The sequence below is a fragment of the Enterococcus sp. DIV1726a genome, assembly GCF_051710985.1.
Lineage (GTDB): Bacteria > Bacillota > Bacilli > Lactobacillales > Enterococcaceae > Enterococcus_B > Enterococcus_B hirae.
Window position 1 is genome coordinate 326,708 of the sequence record NZ_JBIOLS010000001.1, and the last position, 20,793, is coordinate 347,500.

14 protein-coding genes and 2 rRNA genes (1 of these 16 running past the window's edge) are annotated in these 20,793 nt (G+C 37.1%); 9 read left to right on the forward strand and 7 right to left on the reverse strand.

The annotated features are described in order from the left end of the window. Positions 1–62 precede the first annotated feature (62 nt). Positions 63–629, reverse strand: a complete 567-nt coding sequence (locus tag IGJ27_RS01510; protein WP_034699229.1) for a hypothetical protein — start codon at positions 627–629, stop codon at positions 63–65. A 490-nt stretch (positions 630–1,119) separates the two neighbouring features. Between IGJ27_RS01510 and IGJ27_RS01515 the strand changes: the two genes are divergently transcribed. Both IGJ27_RS01515 and IGJ27_RS01520 read left to right on the forward strand, forming a co-directional pair. After that, on the forward strand, positions 1,120–4,689 hold the full coding sequence (locus tag IGJ27_RS01515; protein ID WP_373191501.1) for an immunoglobulin-like domain-containing protein: 3,570 nt from the start codon (positions 1,120–1,122) through the stop codon (positions 4,687–4,689). Positions 4,690–5,058: 369 nt separating this feature from the next. Continuing rightward, positions 5,059–5,199: a hypothetical protein gene (locus tag IGJ27_RS01520; protein WP_178306220.1), complete on the forward strand. Its 141-nt coding sequence runs from the start codon at positions 5,059–5,061 to the stop codon at positions 5,197–5,199. 168 nt (positions 5,200–5,367) lie between these two features. On the opposite strand, the gene IGJ27_RS01525 is transcribed toward IGJ27_RS01520, so the two are convergent. Both IGJ27_RS01525 and IGJ27_RS01530 read right to left on the reverse strand, forming a co-directional pair. Continuing rightward, positions 5,368–5,472, reverse strand: coding sequence for a putative holin-like toxin (locus IGJ27_RS01525; RefSeq protein ID WP_223603620.1), 105 nt, complete (start codon positions 5,470–5,472; stop codon positions 5,368–5,370). Between the two features lie 597 nt (positions 5,473–6,069). Continuing rightward, the gene (locus IGJ27_RS01530; RefSeq protein ID WP_010720222.1) at positions 6,070–7,257 is read right to left on the reverse strand and encodes an AI-2E family transporter; all 1,188 of its coding nucleotides are present in this window, start codon (positions 7,255–7,257) and stop codon (positions 6,070–6,072) included. 294 nt (positions 7,258–7,551) lie between these two features. Between IGJ27_RS01530 and IGJ27_RS01535 the strand changes: the two genes are divergently transcribed. Next, complete coding sequence (locus tag IGJ27_RS01535) at positions 7,552–9,069, forward strand: zinc ABC transporter substrate-binding protein AdcA (RefSeq protein WP_178306219.1); 1,518 nt, start codon at positions 7,552–7,554, stop codon at positions 9,067–9,069. A gap of 104 nt (positions 9,070–9,173) precedes the next feature. On the opposite strand, the gene IGJ27_RS01540 is transcribed toward IGJ27_RS01535, so the two are convergent. The 3 genes from IGJ27_RS01540 to IGJ27_RS01550 all read right to left on the reverse strand — a co-directional run bounded on the left by IGJ27_RS01540 (position 9,174) and on the right by IGJ27_RS01550 (position 11,935). Next, entirely contained in the window at positions 9,174–9,902 is a 729-nt protein-coding gene (locus IGJ27_RS01540; protein WP_010720220.1) for a LytR/AlgR family response regulator transcription factor, read from the reverse strand. A 12-nt stretch (positions 9,903–9,914) separates the two neighbouring features. Beyond that, positions 9,915–11,192 (reverse strand): sensor histidine kinase, encoded by a 1,278-nt coding sequence (locus tag IGJ27_RS01545; protein ID WP_010736951.1) that lies wholly within the window; start codon positions 11,190–11,192, stop codon positions 9,915–9,917. A gap of 140 nt (positions 11,193–11,332) precedes the next feature. Continuing rightward, positions 11,333–11,935 carry an accessory gene regulator B family protein gene (locus IGJ27_RS01550; RefSeq protein ID WP_010736952.1) on the reverse strand — a complete coding sequence of 201 codons (603 nt, stop codon included), beginning with the start codon at positions 11,933–11,935 and terminating at the stop codon, positions 11,333–11,335. 260 nt (positions 11,936–12,195) lie between these two features. On the opposite strand from IGJ27_RS01550, the gene IGJ27_RS01555 reads away from it, so the two are divergent. Next, positions 12,196–12,426 (forward strand): hypothetical protein, encoded by a 231-nt coding sequence (locus tag IGJ27_RS01555; protein WP_010720217.1) that lies wholly within the window; start codon positions 12,196–12,198, stop codon positions 12,424–12,426. A gap of 126 nt (positions 12,427–12,552) precedes the next feature. On the opposite strand, the gene IGJ27_RS01560 is transcribed toward IGJ27_RS01555, so the two are convergent. After that, positions 12,553–13,242 (reverse strand): YoaK family protein, encoded by a 690-nt coding sequence (locus IGJ27_RS01560; RefSeq protein WP_010736953.1) that lies wholly within the window; start codon positions 13,240–13,242, stop codon positions 12,553–12,555. Between the two features lie 177 nt (positions 13,243–13,419). On the opposite strand from IGJ27_RS01560, the gene IGJ27_RS01565 reads away from it, so the two are divergent. The 5 genes from IGJ27_RS01565 to IGJ27_RS01585 form a co-directional block, all read left to right on the forward strand. Then, a complete protein-coding gene (locus tag IGJ27_RS01565; RefSeq protein ID WP_010720215.1) occupies positions 13,420–15,624 on the forward strand; it encodes an ATP-dependent helicase in 2,205 nt (734 codons plus the stop codon). Positions 15,625–15,852: 228 nt separating this feature from the next. After that, the gene (locus tag IGJ27_RS01570; RefSeq protein ID WP_010720214.1) at positions 15,853–16,257 is read left to right on the forward strand and encodes a Spx/MgsR family RNA polymerase-binding regulatory protein; all 405 of its coding nucleotides are present in this window, start codon (positions 15,853–15,855) and stop codon (positions 16,255–16,257) included. A gap of 21 nt (positions 16,258–16,278) precedes the next feature. Further along, positions 16,279–16,629 (forward strand): Spx/MgsR family RNA polymerase-binding regulatory protein, encoded by a 351-nt coding sequence (locus IGJ27_RS01575; RefSeq protein ID WP_010720213.1) that lies wholly within the window; start codon positions 16,279–16,281, stop codon positions 16,627–16,629. Positions 16,630–17,979: 1,350 nt separating this feature from the next. Next, positions 17,980–19,539: ribosomal RNA gene (locus tag IGJ27_RS01580) — 16S ribosomal RNA — on the forward strand. Between the two features lie 232 nt (positions 19,540–19,771). Beyond that, positions 19,772–20,793, forward strand: a 23S ribosomal RNA gene (locus IGJ27_RS01585) (it continues 1,892 nt past the right edge of the window). Together the 16S and 23S rRNA genes form the textbook arrangement of a ribosomal RNA operon.

The window sequence follows — 20,793 nt, forward strand, 5'->3', positions numbered from 1 at the left end:
AATTGAGTATCGCAAATCAAAGAATATGATGGAGTCAATAACAATTTAATGTATGCTCTCATCTAAGAAAAAAGAGGATACAATATCATTAATAGACCTAGTGTAAGATGGACTATAAATCTTTTATTTGTATTTTGCATAAAACTTGCCTGAAGTTTTTCTGAAACCCAAACAAATTGTAATTCGTTTTTGGGATGGTCTATTAAATACTGTTTAAATATTTCGCGTTCCTTTTTTTTGGATTTAATTAAGTAAAAACCTGTAACAGCACTGATGGTAAGGGCTATTCCCAAATAGGGAATTATATAATTCAAATTTTTAGGAACGTCTTCAATAGGGAAAAAGTAGTGAATAACACGTTCCAAAATAAAAAAGACAATAACATAAATGATAAATGAAAATTTTCTTTTTAGAGCAAAAGAAGGATCCTTTTTTTCATAATATTGTGAGATTGCTTTTTTTCGTTTCTTTTGTTCTTGTTCAGTTAGGTTTGGAAAAGTACGCTCTCTTTCTTGTTTATATAGAGCCATGATATCTGAATACTCCTGTTGGATCTGCCTGACTTTGTAGACTGTATAAATAAAACTACCATAATATATTAAAGTAAACATAAATTTAATTAAAAGCATTATTTAGTTCTCCTTAAAGACCTTTTTTTAATTATAGCAAACAACATTTGAAAGTAGCTTTAAAAATGTAATAAAAAAGAGAGTAGAGCAATAATCAGATTTTTTTCTGACTATTGTCCCACTCTCTTTTTCTTTTACCTATTAACCTTTACATAAAGCGTAACATGTAGGTGAAATATTTCTTCAGATGATAAGTAGTGGAAGAAGCTTGATTGATTTCCTCGATCAATGAAAGAAATATATACAAAAAAAGTTATGGTAAACGATCAAAATTCAAGAATATTAATTGGGAATATTGAGCGTTTATGCTTAATTAGAACAAGTAAAATAAATGTTGCAGGGGAGATGATCCATACGATTTTGTCAGCTTCGGTAACAAAATGGACATTGGAAAGAAAAATCAATTGAAAACAGGGGAAACACCTAAAGCTGATGAAGTGGTATTGACGAGAAAATAATGATCAAAAATAAGAGCAAAAAAGGAGTAAATATGAGTAAGAAAAAATTAACAGCAAAACGTAAAAAACAGCTATTAACGATGTTTGCGGTGGCTGGTGTGATGGGAAATACTGGGATTGCACCAACGATGGCATTAGCGGATACTTTGACACCAACAGCCGAAACTTCTACTGAACAAACACAGGCGAATGAAGCAAAAGAAGTCATCGATCAAACGATACAAAACGTCACAGATCCGTTAGTAAACCCAACGGATTCAACTACTACAGCTAGTGATTCGTTAGCACCAACCGATGAAACAACGGATGACACCCAAGACCAAGCAACAGAACAAGAGCAAGCAACAGCAGCGACTGCCGACAGTGAAGGGGATGCAACTAATCCAACAGCTGAAGCGCCAAAAGTAGCGCAAAAAGCGAACGTGGCAGCAGCTTCTAAGATAACTGGCACATGGGGTACCAGCTCGTATACTTTTGATGAAAATACAGGAGTATTGACAATCGGAGCAGGTGAGTTAAGTCGATATACAGAATCCCCATGGAATAGCAAAAAAGTATCAGCGGAAGCAATCAGGAAAATTGTCTTATCTGGAAAAGTAGTTGCTCCGGAAAATTCTTGGGCCTTATTTGGTGGTAGTCAATTGCAGAATGTAACTGAAATCGAAGGGTTAAGTCAACTGGATACCAGTAAAGTAACAACTATGGGAAATATGTTTAGAGCTTTGAGTAGCATAACAAGTTTAGATGTAAGTGGCTTTGATACCAGTAACGTAACAAATATGAATGATATGTTTTGGGGTATGAGCAGCGTAACAAGTTTAGATGTAAGTGGCTTTGATACCAGTAACGTAACAACTATGATTTATATGTTTAACGGTCTGAGTAGCGTAACAAGTCTAGATTTAAGCAACTTTGACACTAGCAAAGTAACAGATAGGTGGAATATGTTTGGTGATACTCCACTTAAGAAATTAATTCTAGGAGATACCTTTAAATTTGTAAAATCAGCCAACGGACCAGCAGGCCTTACTTCTGCGTGGATGAGAGAAGATGGCAAAGGGACGTTTTATTCAGCAGCAGATTTCATGAACAACTATGGCACTGGTGACTTGACTGCTGGCACGTATGTTTCTGCTACAGGATGGTGGGGTACCAGTCCGTATAATTTTGATGAAAACACAGGGACATTGACGATCGGAGCAGGTGAGTTAAGTGGCTATGAAGAATCACCTTGGAACAGCGGAACAGTGGATCTTGAAGCAATCAAGAAAATTGTTTTGTCTGGAAAAGTAGTGGCTCCAGAAAATTCAAACTACTTATTTAGTACAAGTACCGCTAATAAGGATCTTACGAATGTAACTGAAATCGAAGGGTTAAGTCAACTGGATACCAGTAACGTAACAGATATGAGTTATATGTTTTTTGGTATGAGCAGTGTAACAGGTTTAGATGTAAGTAGCTTTGATACCAGTAATGTAACAAATATGCACTCTATGTTTAATTTTGTCAGTAGCTTAACAAGTCTAGATGTAAGTAACTTTGATACCAGCAACGTAACAGATATGGGTTATATGTTTAATTTTGTCAGTAGCTTAACAAGTCTAGATGTAAGCAGCTTTGACACTAGCAAAGTAACAGATATGGGTAATATGTTTGCTGGTACTCCACTTAAGAAATTAACACTAGGAGACACATTTAAATTTGTTAATGGAGAAGGAGATCTTACTTCTGCTTGGAAGCGAGAAGATGGCAAAGGGACGTTTTATTCAGCAGCAGATTTCATGAAAAACTATGGAACGGGTGATTTGACTGCTGGCACGTATGTTTCCGTTGAAACAGGCACGTGGGGAACTAGTCCGTATACGTTTGATGAAAATACAGGGGTATTGACAATTGGAGCGGGTGAGTTAAGTAGCTATAAAGAATCACCATGGTCCGAAAACAAAAAAGTAGATGCTACAGCCATCAAGAAAATTGTCTTGTCTGGAAAAGTAGTTGCTCCAGAAAATTCTTTTTTATTATTTAGTGGAAATACCTCGGCTGACAAACCTACGAATGTAACTGAAATCGAAGGGTTAAGTCAACTGGATACCAGTAACGTAACAGATATGAGTAAAATGTTTAAAGGTATGAGTAGCATAACAAGTCTAGATGTAAGTGGCTTTGATACCAGTAAAGTAACAAATATGCAACATATGTTTTCCGGTATGAGCAGCGTAACAAGTCTAGATGTAAGTGGCTTTGATACCAGTAACGTAACAGATATGGCTAATATGTTTCGTGGTATGAGCAGTGTAACAAGTTTAGATTTAAGTGGGTTTGATACCAGCAAAGTAACAGATATGAGTGATATGTTTCTTAAAGCTCCGCTTAAGAAATTAATTCTAGGTAATCACTTTAAGGCGGTTGGAGACACTGGTTTATCAGCACCGAAAGCATTGAACGATGGAGATCAGCTGACAGGAAATTGGATTCGTGAAGATGGTCAGTCCAAAGGCTATTCACCTGCTGACTTTATGACAAATTACGGCACGGGTGATTTAACGGCAGGAACTTATGTGGCAGAACTAGTTAAAAGTGAGTTGAAACCACAAGAATATCATGTAGGAGATGTCAATATTACTGGAACCTACACAGGGGATATGTCTCTCGGCCGATTAACCGTTAATGGCAAAGTTGTCAGTTGGGGCGGTAGCTTCAAAGATGGTCAATTCAGCTATTATGTCGGTGTTGGCAAATTAAAAGTCGGCGACAAAGTCGTATTAGATGGCTACAACAAAGAGAAGGAATTGATAGATTCCAAAGAGATTGAAGTGATTTCCGAATCTTCAGGATCAATTGATCAGGTGGACACTTATAAGCTAGGTGATTCAACCATTACTGGAACTTACACGGGGGATATCCATAAAGGAAAACTAGTAGTGAATGGGGAAGTAATCAGCTGGGGCGGAACCTATAAAGATGGTAAGTTTAGCTATTATGTGAACTCTCAAATCATCAAAGCAGGAGATCAAGCAACGATTCAAGGCTATGATAAATTCGATACACCACTAGGGGACCCACAACCAGTGACTATAGGAGAACAACTGGGTCAATTAACAGAAGCCCATCGTGTGGGAATCAGTACAGTGATCGAAGGAAACTACACAGGCGATGTTTACCAAGGAATCTTGTTGGTCAATGGCGAAAAAGTTAGTCAAGGCGGTAGCTTCAAAGATGGCAAGTTCAGTTATTATGTAGGAAACCTTAAAGTGTCAGAAGACGATCAGGTAGTCTTGATGGGTGCCAACAATCGAGGACAGCAAATTCCAGGATCAGAGATTGGGGTCACTATTCAAACACCAACAGCTGAAATCAACGAATTGACTTATAAAATCGGCACACAAACGATCAAAGGAGCCTATGGTTCTGATACCCAAGTCCACCAAGGACACTTGTTTGTCAATGGTAAACTGATCAGTAAAGGTGGAAGTTTTAAGGATGGGGCAATCAGTTATTATGTGAAGCCAGACCTAATCAAAGCTGATGATCAAGTGACAATGAATTTCTATGATGGAAGTGGCAACTTATTGGCTGAAAACCAAACAGTTTCTGTAAACTAAGGAAAAATAAATTTATGTAAGTCTAAAAACTGGGGCATTGATTAGAAAAAATCTGATCAATGTCTCAGTTTTCTTGATTTAAGATACGCTCAATATTCAAACAGGTTGAGCTAAATGATGAATACCGGAATGTGTACAGAGGTTTATATTTTTCGTCAAATAAAATTAAAAATTTATGCCATTTAAAAAGAAAAGTGACACACAAAAAATACATTATATCAGGGGTTTCTTCTTTTTTTAACTTGTGAACTTAGCTATCTTTTCCCTTTCTATTCTTACTTTTTAGTTTAAAAATATCTATTGTCATTGTGTCGCTCAAATCTCCATTTTCTGGACATTAATATCTAAAAATAAATATGATGTGAAATTATGCGTTACTTAGCGTTGTGTAGTAATCAAACTGATCAACCTGCCAAGATTCCAATCACAACCACCTTTGAACAACATGAAACAACGATGACTAATAACAATGGATTTAACGCTTCACAAAATCCATTGGATGGACAATGATATTAGCAATGATGATTTCCCATTCTGATTGTAAAAGATCAATAAAGTTGATATAATGAATACGAAAAGAGGAGTTGCGCTAACAACTCCCTTAACAGCACCGTTTAAGACGGTGACCAGTTTAATATTATTTTTGAAAAATAATCGTCGACCGGCTAAAGCTGACGGTTATTTTTTTTGATTGTTGTTTACAACTGCCAAGATTCCAAAAATGATTGTTGCGATTAAAGAACCGAAACCAATCATTAATCCTAGCGCCGTTTCAACAGGCAAAAGGCTTCTCCTTTCTGTAAGATTTTGGAAGTACGCACATACGCACCACCTCGCTTTCAATCGGATAGCCACCGTCACAAACTTTACTGTCTTGATTATTATTAGCATATCTAAAATCGATTAAAAATTCTCGATTTTAGTTGTTTTTTCTATAATTTTAGCGAGGTGATCGTGATGGAATAATCTATTGTTTTACTCGGTAAAATTCAGGAAATCAAGACACAGCCATTGCTTGTGCGATTTACATTACCAATGAGCCCTGAACCAATCAATCAGTGGTCAAGATAGAAATAACGGATAAATTGCTCATTTTGGAAGAAGGCAATTATACTATTTCAGTAACAGGTCACTTCAATAAACGGAATCACTTAGTCATTGAATCAATGTAAATTAAAAACCCCAATCATTTTATGCGATTGATGAGCATAAAAAAGAAGAGCTGCACTCCTAAATGTGGATTGCAGCTCTTGTTGTTTTACATAGAAACAGGAACAAAGGTATGTTTAGTAGAGACTGGGACAATAGTCTTCTTCAGTAAGAAAAATAAGCTTGATCGTCCTAGTCCCTCGTTTTTTTGAGAGATGTTCCAGACTTTCTTTACTCTTTTTCAAAGTAGTCTTTTTCCGAAAATTCTGCTTTTTGGTAGACACCCTGATCGCCATAATACTTGTTGTAGCGTTGTTTGAACTTTTTAAAAGTAAAGACAACCAATAATTTGATCAATGTGTAGATGGGGATCCCAAAAATTACACCCATGAGTCCTAGTAAATCACCCATCACTAATAAAACAATCAAAATAGTGATTGGATGGACTTGAAGGCGATTGCCCATAACTCGAGGGATAACTAAGTCCCCATGAAGTAATTGGACGATGAACCAGACCAAAACAAACTTAATTGCCATGAATGTCGAATCTTGGAAAGCAATAAACAATCCAGGAAAGAAGGCAATAAATGGTCCAATGTAAGGAATGATACATAAAATCCCAGCTGCGATTGCTAGTATGCTTGCAAATTCTAAGCCGATCAATAAAAATGTGACCCAATAAACAGCTCCTAAGATGAAAGAAGCAATGATTTGCCCTTTTAAGAAATCACCTAATTGTTGATTGGCGATTTTAGTCAATGTCCGAAAATCTGTACGGAACTTGGGTGGTACGATCCCTAACACAGCTTGATAAAATTTCTGAGGATCTCTTAATAAGAAGAACGCAATGATTGGACCAGTAAACAATGTAATAAAGGTAGATGTTACTGCTGAAAAGATATTCCCGATACTTTGTGCGCCACTTTCCCAATAATCGCCAATAAACGAGGCAAAATTAGACGTCCAATCATCAATCGATGAAAAGAATTGATCGAATGTGTCCGCAAAAGGTGTTTGCGCTAGGAAGTTTTTCAAAGTTTGTATAAAATCGTTGAACAAATCAGGAAAACTAGTCATTAGTGTTTTGGCTTGTTGCTCCAAGAAAGGAACTAACCAAACACTCCCTAAGCCGATCAAAAATAAAATAATGACATAAACGATAGTAACAGATAAATTTCTAGATAGTTTTCGGCTCAAACGTTTGATCAACGGGTCTAGTAAATAATATAAAACTAACGCAAATAGTACTGGGGCGAGTGTTGTTGCAAAAATCACAAAAAATGGTTTAAAAATAAAACCGATCTGCTGAAAAAAATAGATCACTAAAGCTAACATAATCAACAACCCTAATACATAATAAGAAGTCGTTCCTCCTAGAAAACGTATCAGACGAGACTGATCTTTAGAATTATTCTTCAATTTATTACTCCTTTCAATGTACTAAATCGCTCTAAGTTCAAGATAAAAGTAAAAGGAAATAGTTTTTTACCTATCGGGAACGTCAAGCTGATTTATCTTATTATAGTCGGAACTAGTGACAAAAAGAAAATGATACTGTTCAGAAATGGCTAGAAAATAAAAAGAAATAGTTTTAAGAAAACGCTTGACTATTTATTTAGCGATATGATAAATTAAATTCTGTTGCTAAAACGTAAAGATTACGATTTGGTAACTTTAATCGTAAAATGAAAGAAGATGAAGGAGTGCCGTCAAATGAAGCGTTTGGTTTATTTATTAGGGATAGTAGCTACTGTTTGTATACTTGCCAGTTGTGGCAATCAACAAGAAGCCGCGAACAAAAAAGAAAAATTGCAGGTGATGACGACTTTTTATCCAATGTATGATTTCACGAAAGAAGTAGTGGGAGATGAAGGAGAAGTTGAGTTATTGATTCCTGCTGGGACAGATTCACACGACTATGAGCCGTCAGCAAAAGATATGGCAAAAATTCAAAATGCGGATGTCTTTGTCTATAACAACGAAAATATGGAAACCTGGGTACCAGCAATCCAAAACACATTGAAAGAGGGGAATGTGTTAGCAGTCAAAGCGACTGAAGGGATGTTGTTGTTACCAGGTAGTGAAGAAGGACATGACCATAGTCATGGCGAAGCAGGGCATTCTCATGAATTGGACCCGCATGTTTGGTTAGCTCCAAGTTTAGCAATGAAACAAGTAAAAAGTATAAGGGATCAACTGATCACAAAATACCCCGATAAAAAAGAAGCCTTTACTAAAAATGCGGAGAATTATTTAGAAAAATTACAAGAACTTCATCAGAGTTATCAGGATACCTTAAGTAAAGCAAAACAAAAATCTTTTGTTACCCAACATGCCGCATTCAACTATTTGGCATTAGAGTATGGAATGAATCAAGTGTCAATAGCTGGCTTATCCTCAAGTGAGGAACCTTCAGCCGCAAGAATTGCTGAATTAAAACAGTTTGTAAAAGATCATGGGATCAAATATATTTATTTCGAAGAAAATGCTAAAGACAGTATCGCTAGAACTCTAGCAAATGAAGCCGGCGTTTCTTTGGCTGTCTTGAATCCTCTAGAAGGTTTAACGAAAGAACAACTTGCAAATGGTGAAAACTACGTAACCATGATGAAAGAAAACCTCAAGTCGTTACAAAAAACGACAGATACAGTGAATCCACTGGAAGCCACACTGACACCAGAAAAAGAAAAAAATGTATATAATGGTTACTTTGAAGATTCAGCTGTGAAAGACCGCAAATTGTCCGATTGGAAAGGGCAATGGCAAACGGTCGATAACTATTTAGCTGATGGAACCTTAGATCCCGTATTTGAGTATAAGGCAAAAATCGATCCAAAAAAATCAGCAAAAGAGTACAAGGATTATTATACCGTCGGATACCAGACGGATGTCGAAAAGATCAAGATTGACGGAGATCGAATGGCATTTACTTTTAAAAATGGTGAGACGAAGCAATCATCATACCGATATGCAGGTAAAAGAGTTTTGAATTACGCTGCAGGAAATCGAGGCGTACGCTACTTATTTGAAGCAGTAGAGCCAGAAAGTGGCGCTTATCGATATGTACAATTCAGTGATCATTCGATTGAACCAACAGATTCGGAACATTTTCATATCTATTTAGGGAATGAAAGTCAAGAAAGTTTACTGGCAGAAATGGATCATTGGCCAACTTTTTATCCAGTGGAGATGAGTGGGCAAGAAATTGCGCAAGAAATGCTGTTACATTAAACTACAAAATAGGAACAAGAAAAGATAAATAAGAAAAAATGAGCAAAACAAACAGACGAGTTTTGCTCATTTTTTTTGTTTGTTTTTGGGGAGAAGTCTGAGATTTACGAGATCAATTTTTTTAAACCACGTACAGAAGCCGGAATCACTTCGCCATTTGCTAACGTGATTTCACGAGTTTTTTTGTTGATCGTACGGACATTTTGAGTATTGATCACGTATGATTTATGGCAGCGGATAAAATGACGGTTCATTTTCTCTATTTCTTTGATTTTATCATAGAACTGCATTTGCGCATGAGTCAAATGAACCTCTAATTTATGTGGCGTTCCTGGGGAAGTAGAGAAATACTGGATATCTTTGATCGGAAGAAATTTTATTTCATCGTTAAATTCGATTTTAAAAATATCTTTTTGTAAAGGAGTCGCTTTGACATCTTCAAAGATCTTACTTAAAATACGTTCCACATTTTCTTTTAAATCAAAAATATCTTCTTTGATAATATAATCAGTCGGTTCAATATTACTCTTTAAGATAGACATTGAAAGATCCGTATGAGAAGTAACATAAATAATTTTTCCTAAAGGATCTAGATCTCTTACGCGTTTTCCGATCATAATACCATCTAGATCGCTATCTTTTAATTCAATGTCTAAAAAATAAATACCAAAAGATGAGGTTCGTACTCTAGCTGCTTGAAGAAGTTCAATTGGATCAGAAGTGGCGATATGGACATAACTATCCAAATTCTCAATCATAATTCGATTTTTGATCACTGCTGAAATTACTTCCAACTGTTTCGTGTCATCTTCGCAAATATAAATTGGAATCATACGAATACTCCTTTATTTTGTTTGTATATAGATTGTCTGAGAAAAACGTTGATTCTCAATAGATGTCTCTAAAAAGATATAAGGATTGGCCTTTGACAGCTCATCCAAAATGAATAAACCGAGTCCTTCGTTTTTAGGATCTTTTTTTGTTGAAAAACCTTTTTGTTTTAATTGATTTAACGGAAGTGTATTCATCGTTGTATTGATGACACGAATAATCACTGAGTTTTTCTTTTTTAAAACAAAGAGTTCAATTTTCTTCTTTTTAGTAATTAAAGCTCCTTCAATCGCATTATCTAAAATAATACCTAACATTCGGACGATGTTTACTGTGTGTTTTTTCTTTAAAGTGATCTCTTCTGGAATAACAAGATGCACGGATAATCCTTTTTCTTGTGCCATCATTAATTTCAAAGACAATAAGCTTCTTATTTCAGGAATTTTTATGTTATCTAACAGACTAAGGTTTGCTGGGAAAAGATCCATCATTTGACGAGTGGGTAAGATATTTTGATTGTAGTACTTACGTAATCCCTCCAGGTCACCTTCAGCAAGATAACTATTCATTGAAAAAAGCAAGTTTTGATAATCATGCTTGAATTCTCTAAGGTCTTGATAGTTTTTTTCTAGATCGCGGATGTAATCTTGTTGCATTTGCATACGCTGTTCTAACAATTGGTCTGCCATTTTTCTCTTTGAAATTTTCCAATAATAAATGAGGATAAACAGCCCGCCACAGAGATAAAGAATGAAAAAGCCAGTGTTGATAGTTAAAATTTGGGGAGTCTCGCCAGAAAAACGTGTATAAAAGATAACGATATAATAGGTAAATAACATCAACGCGCCAACGGTTCCAATCATTCGGCGATCCAACCCATGGAAATTTTCTAAGGCTTTTTTAAAGGCTAAAGCAAGTAAGATCGATAACGTCGCAGAAATGACGATATGAATATACTGCAAGGAATCTCCTGGTTCAATGACAGCAGATTTCAAAATAAAAAAATCGCTGATGCTCGTCAAATGGTCTCCTAAAAGCGAAGTAAGCAATCCCCAAGGAAGAGCATAAACCAGTTTTTGCGGGGAAGTAGAAAAGAAGAAGAATGTTAGCATCAGCATACCTATAGCAAATAAAGCAGTAAATATCCCAAATAAAGGATACATAAAACCTAACAAGACACAAGAGATTAAAATAGTGGTAACGAATAAGTATTTCTTTTTAATTTGGTGTTCAATGAGTAATACACAAATTGTGTAAATTAAATATTGCAAGGCTATGGACCACAAAAACATAAAGTACAGCTCCCATTGATTTTTACCAAATTATAGCATATTTATTGAATTATTTTTTTAATTTTTCAGGGATTTTAAACTCTGAACTCATACCAAAGCAGCATCCAGACACAAAGAAGTCAGACAAATTAGTAAGTTGTTTAATGATTGTTTTTTTCATAGAAAATTCCTCCAAGATTCATTATATAATTCGTAATTGGAAGCAGCGTAGCTATTTCTAAAATAATCCCGAGAAGCAAGTAAGTAGAAAAGTAAGAATTAGCGAAAAATAAAATAGTTATTGCAAATAGAAGAAACATGAAAATTGCTTTTTTTAACAGTGGTGGGCGTTTTTCAGGTTCAATGGGATTGATTGCTGTACCTTTTGATCCATAGCGAAGCAACAATAAGAAACAGATGATCAATGAAATGACCTTCAGTGGGGAAGAGATGGTCACATCAAAGTGTTTCATTAAGAGGGGAACGCCCCACAAATAAAGCAAAGTCCATAGTAAACAAACAAATTCAGAATCAGAATGAAGTCCGTAAGCATAGCGACGGATACAAATATAAGAAAGAAAGGTCAATCCTGTTTCGACCCAAGAACCGGTTATTAAAGAAAATACTAAAACAACGGCTAATTTGCCAAGGTTATTCATTAATACATCAAGGGCAAATTTTACTTGGAGATAAACCATTTCATCTTCTATTTTTTCACCACTGAATAATGTGTCTAATATTCTATTTACAACTTTATTTTTCATCCAACGTACCTCCAATAACGATTTTATTCTAAATTTGCTAAAAATAGTGTTTCGATTCATAAAAGGTTGTTTTGACATCAAAACCGTAAAAAAAAGATCAAAAAATTCAGTTAGATCTTTCTTTTTTGAGTATTTTATAAATGGCAGATAAAAAAAGTGAACGGTTTTGACATGAAAAGGGCTTTTTATGATTTTTATGTGTTCTCTGCCTAGAAGTGTGTTAAAAATTGATTGACTTAAAAAATATTGGAGGAACTATCATGGGGAATGAACAAGTAATGGAGAAAATGGATGAGCAATTATTTGAAGTTGGTGAAACAGGTGCTTTTGTTTCAGATTTATTTGAAGCGCCTATCAAAGGAGAAATTGAAAAAGTTTATGAAAACAGCGTGATGATCCGGGTCATCAAATGTGCAGTAGAAGATAATGAGACTGCCGACAGTTTGCATTGGCAACTTGTTGTTCGAAAATCAAGTGCGATAATGGAATGAATAAAATAAACATAAACACAACAAATAGGCTGAGGTACTGTCCGAGTATCCTGTAAATCAGTCTATTTGTTGTGTTTTGAAGTATAGTGATTTTTTAGTTGGCCATTAAAGTGAACACGCTTGTCCTTATTTTTTGGATAAGACTATATGACGTTGGTAAAATTTCCATACTTGAATGCTTTGAACAATTGCTATGATTAAAAATAAAACAGCCACTAATAAAATAGCAAAATGCCCAAATAAATGGTGGCAAAAAACGAGAACGCCTGCACCACTGATGAAAGCCAGAACAACTGTCAGAAAATGGAAAAAACGATCGAACGCTGCTTTTTCTTTTGTGACAAGAGAATCGTATAAGTTAGTAGCAACTCCTTTTAGATTCCCCGTAGTAAAAAGATTAGTATAAGCTCGTCCATCGATTTTATCAAAAGCGACCCATTGAATAGCTGCTGTAAATGCAATCATGATGGTTACGATGGCTGGGTGGATACTGATTGGAGTCAGACTGACTAAGAAAAAGATAATTGCTTCGTAGTAAAGAACATACAAACGCCAATAGTGTTTTTCTTTCTTTTTGAAATAATCAATCAAAAATTTTGTCAGTAAAATCCCTAAAAAAAAGAAGACAGTAGAAAGAATTTTTTTTCCAACGCTAATCCATTCACCATCGAAAGCTTGGATGATTGCTAAGACAATATTACCCGTTTGTGCTGAAGCAAATGCGTTATATTGAATATATGTATAACTGTCCATTGCGCCACCGATAAAGGATAATAAAAGTCCGATTGTCCGTCCTTCATGAAATGAAGTACTCATTTATATTCACCTTCAAATTAATATATTTGTCTTTTTTATTCTATCATATTGGTTATATGTTTTTGATATTTTATAGATAATTTTCAGAAAAGGTCAGTGTTTGCTAAAGTCATTTTAATTTTTAGAAAGGTCTGTTAGTATAAAAGAAAAATATTGACCATTTATATATAGAAAGATGTGAAAACAATCAATCAAGGGAATGAAAAAGAAATACTTCGCTTACAAAGAGAAATCAGTCATTGGGAAAAAAGATATGAGAAGCTCCAACAAATTTTCCGGATGCAAGAAGAGATCATTGCAAGCTATGAAGCAGCTTATGGTGAAGCACCTGGGCTGATTGAGGAAGAAAAAGAAACGAATAATAGTCATTCATTTTTCGATATGATGGAAAAGCGCTCCTACAATCGTTTTAATTACGAGCAAAAAGCAGCGATTACTTACAATATGGAAAAAAATCTAAGGATCATTGCAGGAGCGGGAAGTGGGAAGACCCAAACAATTTGTGCAAAAGCTGTCTATTTAATGACTGAAAATCAGGTAGATGAGCAACGGATATTGATGATCACTTTTACGAGAAATGCTGCGAATGAATTGAAAAAGCGAGTAGATAATTTTAGCCAACGAAAGACCAATGTTCATATAGGAACTTTTCATAGTATCTTTTTTCGTTTGTACAATGATATTTGTCGCCAATTCCCAGAAGTAGTCACTGAAGGGATACAAGGAGAATTTTCAAAAGAGACCTCATACAAAGTCAGTGGACTAATACAACAACTTATTCGTAAGTATAATTTATATGCTTTTGATCAATATGGAGAAAAAAATTTGGCGGCACGTCTTGACTATTGGCAGAATATGAACTTATCAATAGAAGAAACGCGAGTGTTGATAAAAGAAAACTTTGACTTTATTGAACCGAATGCAACTATGCCGATTTCCGAAAGAATGACTCACTTCATGCGAGAACTGCAAGCACAAAAGAAAGAGCAACATCTTTTTGAATTCAATGATGTTCTAAGTAATTTAAAACAAGCCTTGCAGAACGAAGAAATCAGAAACTTCGTAGGACAAAAATATGATTATTTATTTATTGATGAATTTCAAGACACGAATCCTTTACAGTGGGAAATTGTTCGCCTGATCACGAAGGAAACACCAATGAAACTTATTGTGGTCGGTGACGATGATCAAAGTATCTATGGGTTTCGAGGTTCGGAACCTTCTTATATTAAAAATTTTGACCAAGAGTACGCAACGAAGACGCTTTTTTTATTAACCAACTATCGTTCACGTGCCACCATTGTTCAAGGAGCGAATCGCTTAATTACTTTTAATAAAAATGATCGTATCCAAAAAGCGATGATTCCAGCTAAGAAAGAGGCGGGGATTATGCAGGCGCTAGCTTTTGATGACATACAAGCTGAAAGTCGCTGGATCATTGAACAAATCAAAACATTGATTAAACATAAAGGAAAATACAAAGAATCAATCGTTTTATATCGGTCGTTAACGCAAACCCAGCAATTAGTCCAAGACTTGTTACAGACGGATATCCCCTTTGTACTAGAAGCAGATGGCCCATACGAAGGGATATTTGGGATAAAACTATTTCAACAGTTCTATCAAAGGATCCTTTACTGGCAAAATGCAACTACTTATCAAAAAAAGACGCAGGGTTATCAACAAGTACTCTATCAGTTAATGATTAATTGCTATTTCAAGAAGGCTGAATGTGAGGACTATTTTTCTAAACGAAATAAAGTAACAGATATTGTGGAATATATCCTTTCTGTAAAGCCGCATTTAAAAACAAAAGAAAAAGAGATTCATCGGTTTGTAAAGGACCTTCATACTTTTGATAAAAATGGCGGAAAAGGTTTTGATCGTTTAATTCAAAGCTACCTTAAATTAAGTCGACCAACTAAAGAAATAGACGGTAGTGAGCGTGAATGGTTGTTAGGAACGCTCAAACAATTTCCAACATTAGAAAAAATCAACCATTTAGAAAAAGACATCCAAGCAGTTGCGAAACAACTAAAAACTCGTTTAATCGCTTACCGACAAGGAAAACTTGATGCTTTATGCATTCAAAGTATTCATAGAAGTAAAGGCTTAAGCTATCGCAATGTTTTTTTAGTTGGTTGTAATGAAGGAGCTATTCCTTACAATGGTGCCTCTGATAAAGCAGCCATTAGTTTGGATAAGGTCAAGGCAGAGCATGTGACAACAGTCGAAGAAGAACGCCGTCTTTTTTATGTAGCAATGACCCGAGCAAGGAATCGTCTCTATTTGTGTATACCTTTGATGAAGGGGACGAGAAAATTGAAAACTTCTAGATTTATTAGAGAAACAGGTTGTAAAATTAAAAAAATACATGTTTGATCACATAAAAAACGATATTATTAGGTAAAAAATACTAATAATATCGTTTTTTTTATGTATTTTTCTTCTTTTTTTTATACAAAATAAATTAATTTTTTTCATATAAACACAGGATTAAAAGGGTTTAATAGCAAAGAATAATAAATTTTCTGAATTTTAATAGCTAATAATTGGTGTTTTTTATAACTTTCAGTTAGAATGGGATTATAATTAAAAAGGAGTGAGAGAATGATAAAAGTATATACTTCCCCTAGCTGTACTTCTTGTAGAAAGGCAAGAGCATGGTTGCAAGAAAATCGTTTAGATTTTGAAGAAAAAAATATTTTTGCAGAGCCGATATCAGAAAATGAAATACGTGAAATTTTAGCAGCCACTAACGGAGGCGTTGAAGACATTATCTCTACTCGCTCAAAAATATACGAAAAATTAGCTATTGACTTCAACGAGCTCACATTAAAGCAAATGATCGTCCTTTTTAAACAATATCCTTCTTTACTAAGACGTCCGATCTTAATTGATGAAAAAAGAATATTGATCGGTTTTAATGAAGATGAAATTCGTTCGTTTGTTCCAAGAGAAATTCGTTCAGTTGCAAGAAGAATGATTTATATGCAAAACAGTATCTTCAGTTAAATTTAAAAAAGGAGGAATCTTGTGAAGGTATACGGGTCGGCGCATTGTGTGACGTGTCTAAAAGCAAAGCAGTGGTTAGAAGAACATCATCTCTCTTATCAGTTTATTGATTTAGATCAGAGAGAGCTAACCGTTAAGGAAGCAAAAGAATTGTGTGGGTTTGAGAATGTTCACGCGGAACGACTGTTCGCCACTTGGTCACAAGGTTTCAAAAATCTGGAAATTGATTTATCTACTATTAATGAACAACAATTGATTGTTTTGTGTAGAACACATGGAGAACTAATCAGACGTCCGCTGATTATTTTTGATAATGTTTTATTTGTTGGGTTTAATGAGGAATTAATGGAGAAATTAATTGCAAGCCAATAAATACAGGATGACCTCAGTGGCAAAAAAACGAAATAGTCGGTTAGAGGAGATGGATGGCTATTCATTTCCTTTTTTTGTGAGTGATCTTTTCTAAAAGAAACTTGTCTCGGTCTCTTCTAGTATCTCTAAAAACGAATAAACGGTGTTCAAAGAGCTGACCTTCGGCGATAAGTCAAAAAATCTCAAAACATGAGGAGCTGTTTCGAGATTTTTTGACTTATCGCTTAGGTCAAGACACTCTTTTCACAACCTCTTGCTAAACGGCGTTCAAGAAGCAACTCCTCAACAATAAGCGATGGTTTTCTAAAATATGAGGAGCTATTTTAAAAAATCATCGCTTATTCGCTCGGAGTTGAACGCTTCTTTCACAGTCTCTTGCTAAACGGTGTTCAAACATCAGCTCCTTGAAATAAGCCTGAATTTTTCAAAACATGAGAAGCTGTTTCAAAAAATTCTTTCTTATTGTCATCAGAGCTACCCGATGTTTTCACGACCTCTGATTCACGGTGTTCAAAGAGCTGACCTTCGGCGATAAGTCAAAAAATCTCAAAACATGAGGAGCTGTTTCGAGATTTTTTGACTTATCGCTTAGGTCAAGACACTCTTTTCACAACCTCATTGATCAACGGGAAAACGATGAACGTTCATCAATGGGGCAACCGTGTGGAGTAACCAAAGATGTCATAAATGGACAACAGCTGAAAGAAGTCTTACAGTTCGATTATCTGGATAGCCAGAATCAGTAGAATGACTATGGCTTATTTAATATAGAAAAGCTGAAACCAAGAGTGATAACCTATACCAAAGGTTTAAATACTTATTGACATGTGTAAAATTACATGGTATATTCTTTTTTGTTGTTTTTAGTTACTCGTTTTAAAAAAATGAAGTAATAAAAAAGATTCAAAAAGTTCTTGACGTGTGAGTTATCACATGATAAGATAACTGAGTCGTTAAAAATAGACAGCTTATGAAGCTTGATTTCATCGAAAAAAACTTCAAAAAAGTTGTTGACAAATAACAAACGATGAGTTATGATAAATGAGTTGCTGAAGCGTTTCTGAAAAACGAAGTGAAAAAAACTTTTAAAAAATAGTTGACAAACAAATGTCGATCCGTTATGATATAAAAGTTGCTACGGCAATATCGAATGATTAATCGCTAGCTCGTTAAGAAGTTTCAACTTTAAATCAAGCAGCATTAATCAAGTAGACCTTTGAAAACTGAACAAAGCAAAGACAAACCAAATGTGTAGGGCGTCTTGATTGATTCAAGACAACAAACATTTTTAACAAGCAAGCAATATGCTAGCAAACAATTGAGCTTAACAATCGCAAGATTGTTCGAACTTTTTATGAGAGTTTGATCCTGGCTCAGGACGAACGCTGGCGGCGTGCCTAATACATGCAAGTCGAACGCTTCTTTTTCCACCGGAGCTTGCTCCACCGGAAAAAGAGGAGTGGCGAACGGGTGAGTAACACGTGGGTAACCTGCCCATCAGAAGGGGATAACACTTGGAAACAGGTGCTAATACCGTATAACAATCGAAACCGCATGGTTTTGATTTGAAAGGCGCTTTCGGGTGTCGCTGATGGATGGACCCGCGGTGCATTAGCTAGTTGGTGAGGTAACGGCTCACCAAGGCGACGATGCATAGCCGACCTGAGAGGGTGATCGGCCACATTGGGACTGAGACACGGCCCAAACTCCTACGGGAGGCAGCAGTAGGGAATCTTCGGCAATGGACGAAAGTCTGACCGAGCAACGCCGCGTGAGTGAAGAAGGTTTTCGGATCGTAAAACTCTGTTGTTAGAGAAGAACAAGGATGAGAGTAACTGTTCATCCCTTGACGGTATCTAACCAGAAAGCCACGGCTAACTACGTGCCAGCAGCCGCGGTAATACGTAGGTGGCAAGCGTTGTCCGGATTTATTGGGCGTAAAGCGAGCGCAGGCGGTTTCTTAAGTCTGATGTGAAAGCCCCCGGCTCAACCGGGGAGGGTCATTGGAAACTGGGAGACTTGAGTGCAGAAGAGGAGAGTGGAATTCCATGTGTAGCGGTGAAATGCGTAGATATATGGAGGAACACCAGTGGCGAAGGCGGCTCTCTGGTCTGTAACTGACGCTGAGGCTCGAAAGCGTGGGGAGCAAACAGGATTAGATACCCTGGTAGTCCACGCCGTAAACGATGAGTGCTAAGTGTTGGAGGGTTTCCGCCCTTCAGTGCTGCAGCTAACGCATTAAGCACTCCGCCTGGGGAGTACGACCGCAAGGTTGAAACTCAAAGGAATTGACGGGGGCCCGCACAAGCGGTGGAGCATGTGGTTTAATTCGAAGCAACGCGAAGAACCTTACCAGGTCTTGACATCCTTTGACCACTCTAGAGATAGAGCTTCCCCTTCGGGGGCAAAGTGACAGGTGGTGCATGGTTGTCGTCAGCTCGTGTCGTGAGATGTTGGGTTAAGTCCCGCAACGAGCGCAACCCTTATTGTTAGTTGCCATCATTTAGTTGGGCACTCTAGCAAGACTGCCGGTGACAAACCGGAGGAAGGTGGGGATGACGTCAAATCATCATGCCCCTTATGACCTGGGCTACACACGTGCTACAATGGGAAGTACAACGAGTCGCAAAGTCGCGAGGCTAAGCTAATCTCTTAAAGCTTCTCTCAGTTCGGATTGTAGGCTGCAACTCGCCTACATGAAGCCGGAATCGCTAGTAATCGCGGATCAGCACGCCGCGGTGAATACGTTCCCGGGCCTTGTACACACCGCCCGTCACACCACGAGAGTTTGTAACACCCGAAGTCGGTGAGGTAACCTTTTGGAGCCAGCCGCCTAAGGTGGGATAGATGATTGGGGTGAAGTCGTAACAAGGTAGCCGTATCGGAAGGTGCGGCTGGATCACCTCCTTTCTAAGGAATATTACGGAGACTACACTGTTTGTTTTTCACTTTGTTCAGTTTTGAGAGGTTTACTCTCAAAGATATATTTTTGTTCATTGAAAACTGGATATTTGAAGTAAATTAGTAATACAAACCGAGAACACCGCGTTGAATGAGTTTTTTAATAAGTTCAATTGCTTATTTTCTTGATCGGACTTCTATCGCTAGAAGAAAGATCAAAACCCAACCGCAAGGTTGATAAGGTTAAGTGAATAAGGGCGCACGGTGGATGCCTTGGCACTAGGAGCCGATGAAGGACGGGACTAACACCGATATGCTTTGGGGAGCTGTACGTAAGCTATGATCCAGAGATTTCCGAATGGGGGAACCCAGCATCTTTTATAGGATGTTACGTTTGCGTGAATACATAGCGCATTCGAGGTAGACGCAGAGAACTGAAACATCTAAGTACCTGCAGGAAGAGAAAGAAAATTCGATTCCCTGAGTAGCGGCGAGCGAAACGGGAAAAGCCCAAACCAATGAGCTTGCTCATTGGGGTTGTAGGACTCCGATATGGTAGTTCTTTCAGATAGTCGAATGACTTGGAAAAGTCAGTCAAAGAGGGTAAAAACCCCGTAGATGAAATTTGGAAGGCACCTAGGAGGATCCTGAGTACGGCGGAACACGAGGAATTCCGTCGGAATCCGGGAGGACCATCTCCCAAGGCTAAATACTCCCTAGTGACCGATAGTGAACCAGTACCGTGAGGGAAAGGTGAAAAGCACCCCGGAAGGGGAGTGAAATAGAACCTGAAACCGTGTGCCTACAACAAGTCAAAGCCCGTTAATGGGTGATGGCGTGCCTTTTGTAGAATGAACCGGCGAGTTACGATTGCATGCGAGGTTAAGTTGAAGAGACGGAGCCGCAGCGAAAGCGAGTCTGAATAGGGCGTTTGAGTATGTAGTCGTAGACCCGAAACCATGTGATCTACCCATGTCCAGGTTGAAGGTGCGGTAAAACGCACTGGAGGACCGAACCCACGTACGTTGAAAAGTGCGGGGATGAGGTGTGGGTAGCGGAGAAATTCCAAACGAACTTGGAGATAGCTGGTTCTCTCCGAAATAGCTTTAGGGCTAGCCTCGGAATTGAGAATGATGGAGGTAGAGCACTGTTTGGACTAGGGGCCCATCTCGGGTTACCGAATTCAGATAAACTCCGAATGCCATTCATTCATATCCGGGAGTCAGACTGTGAGTGATAAGATCCATAGTCGAAAGGGAAACA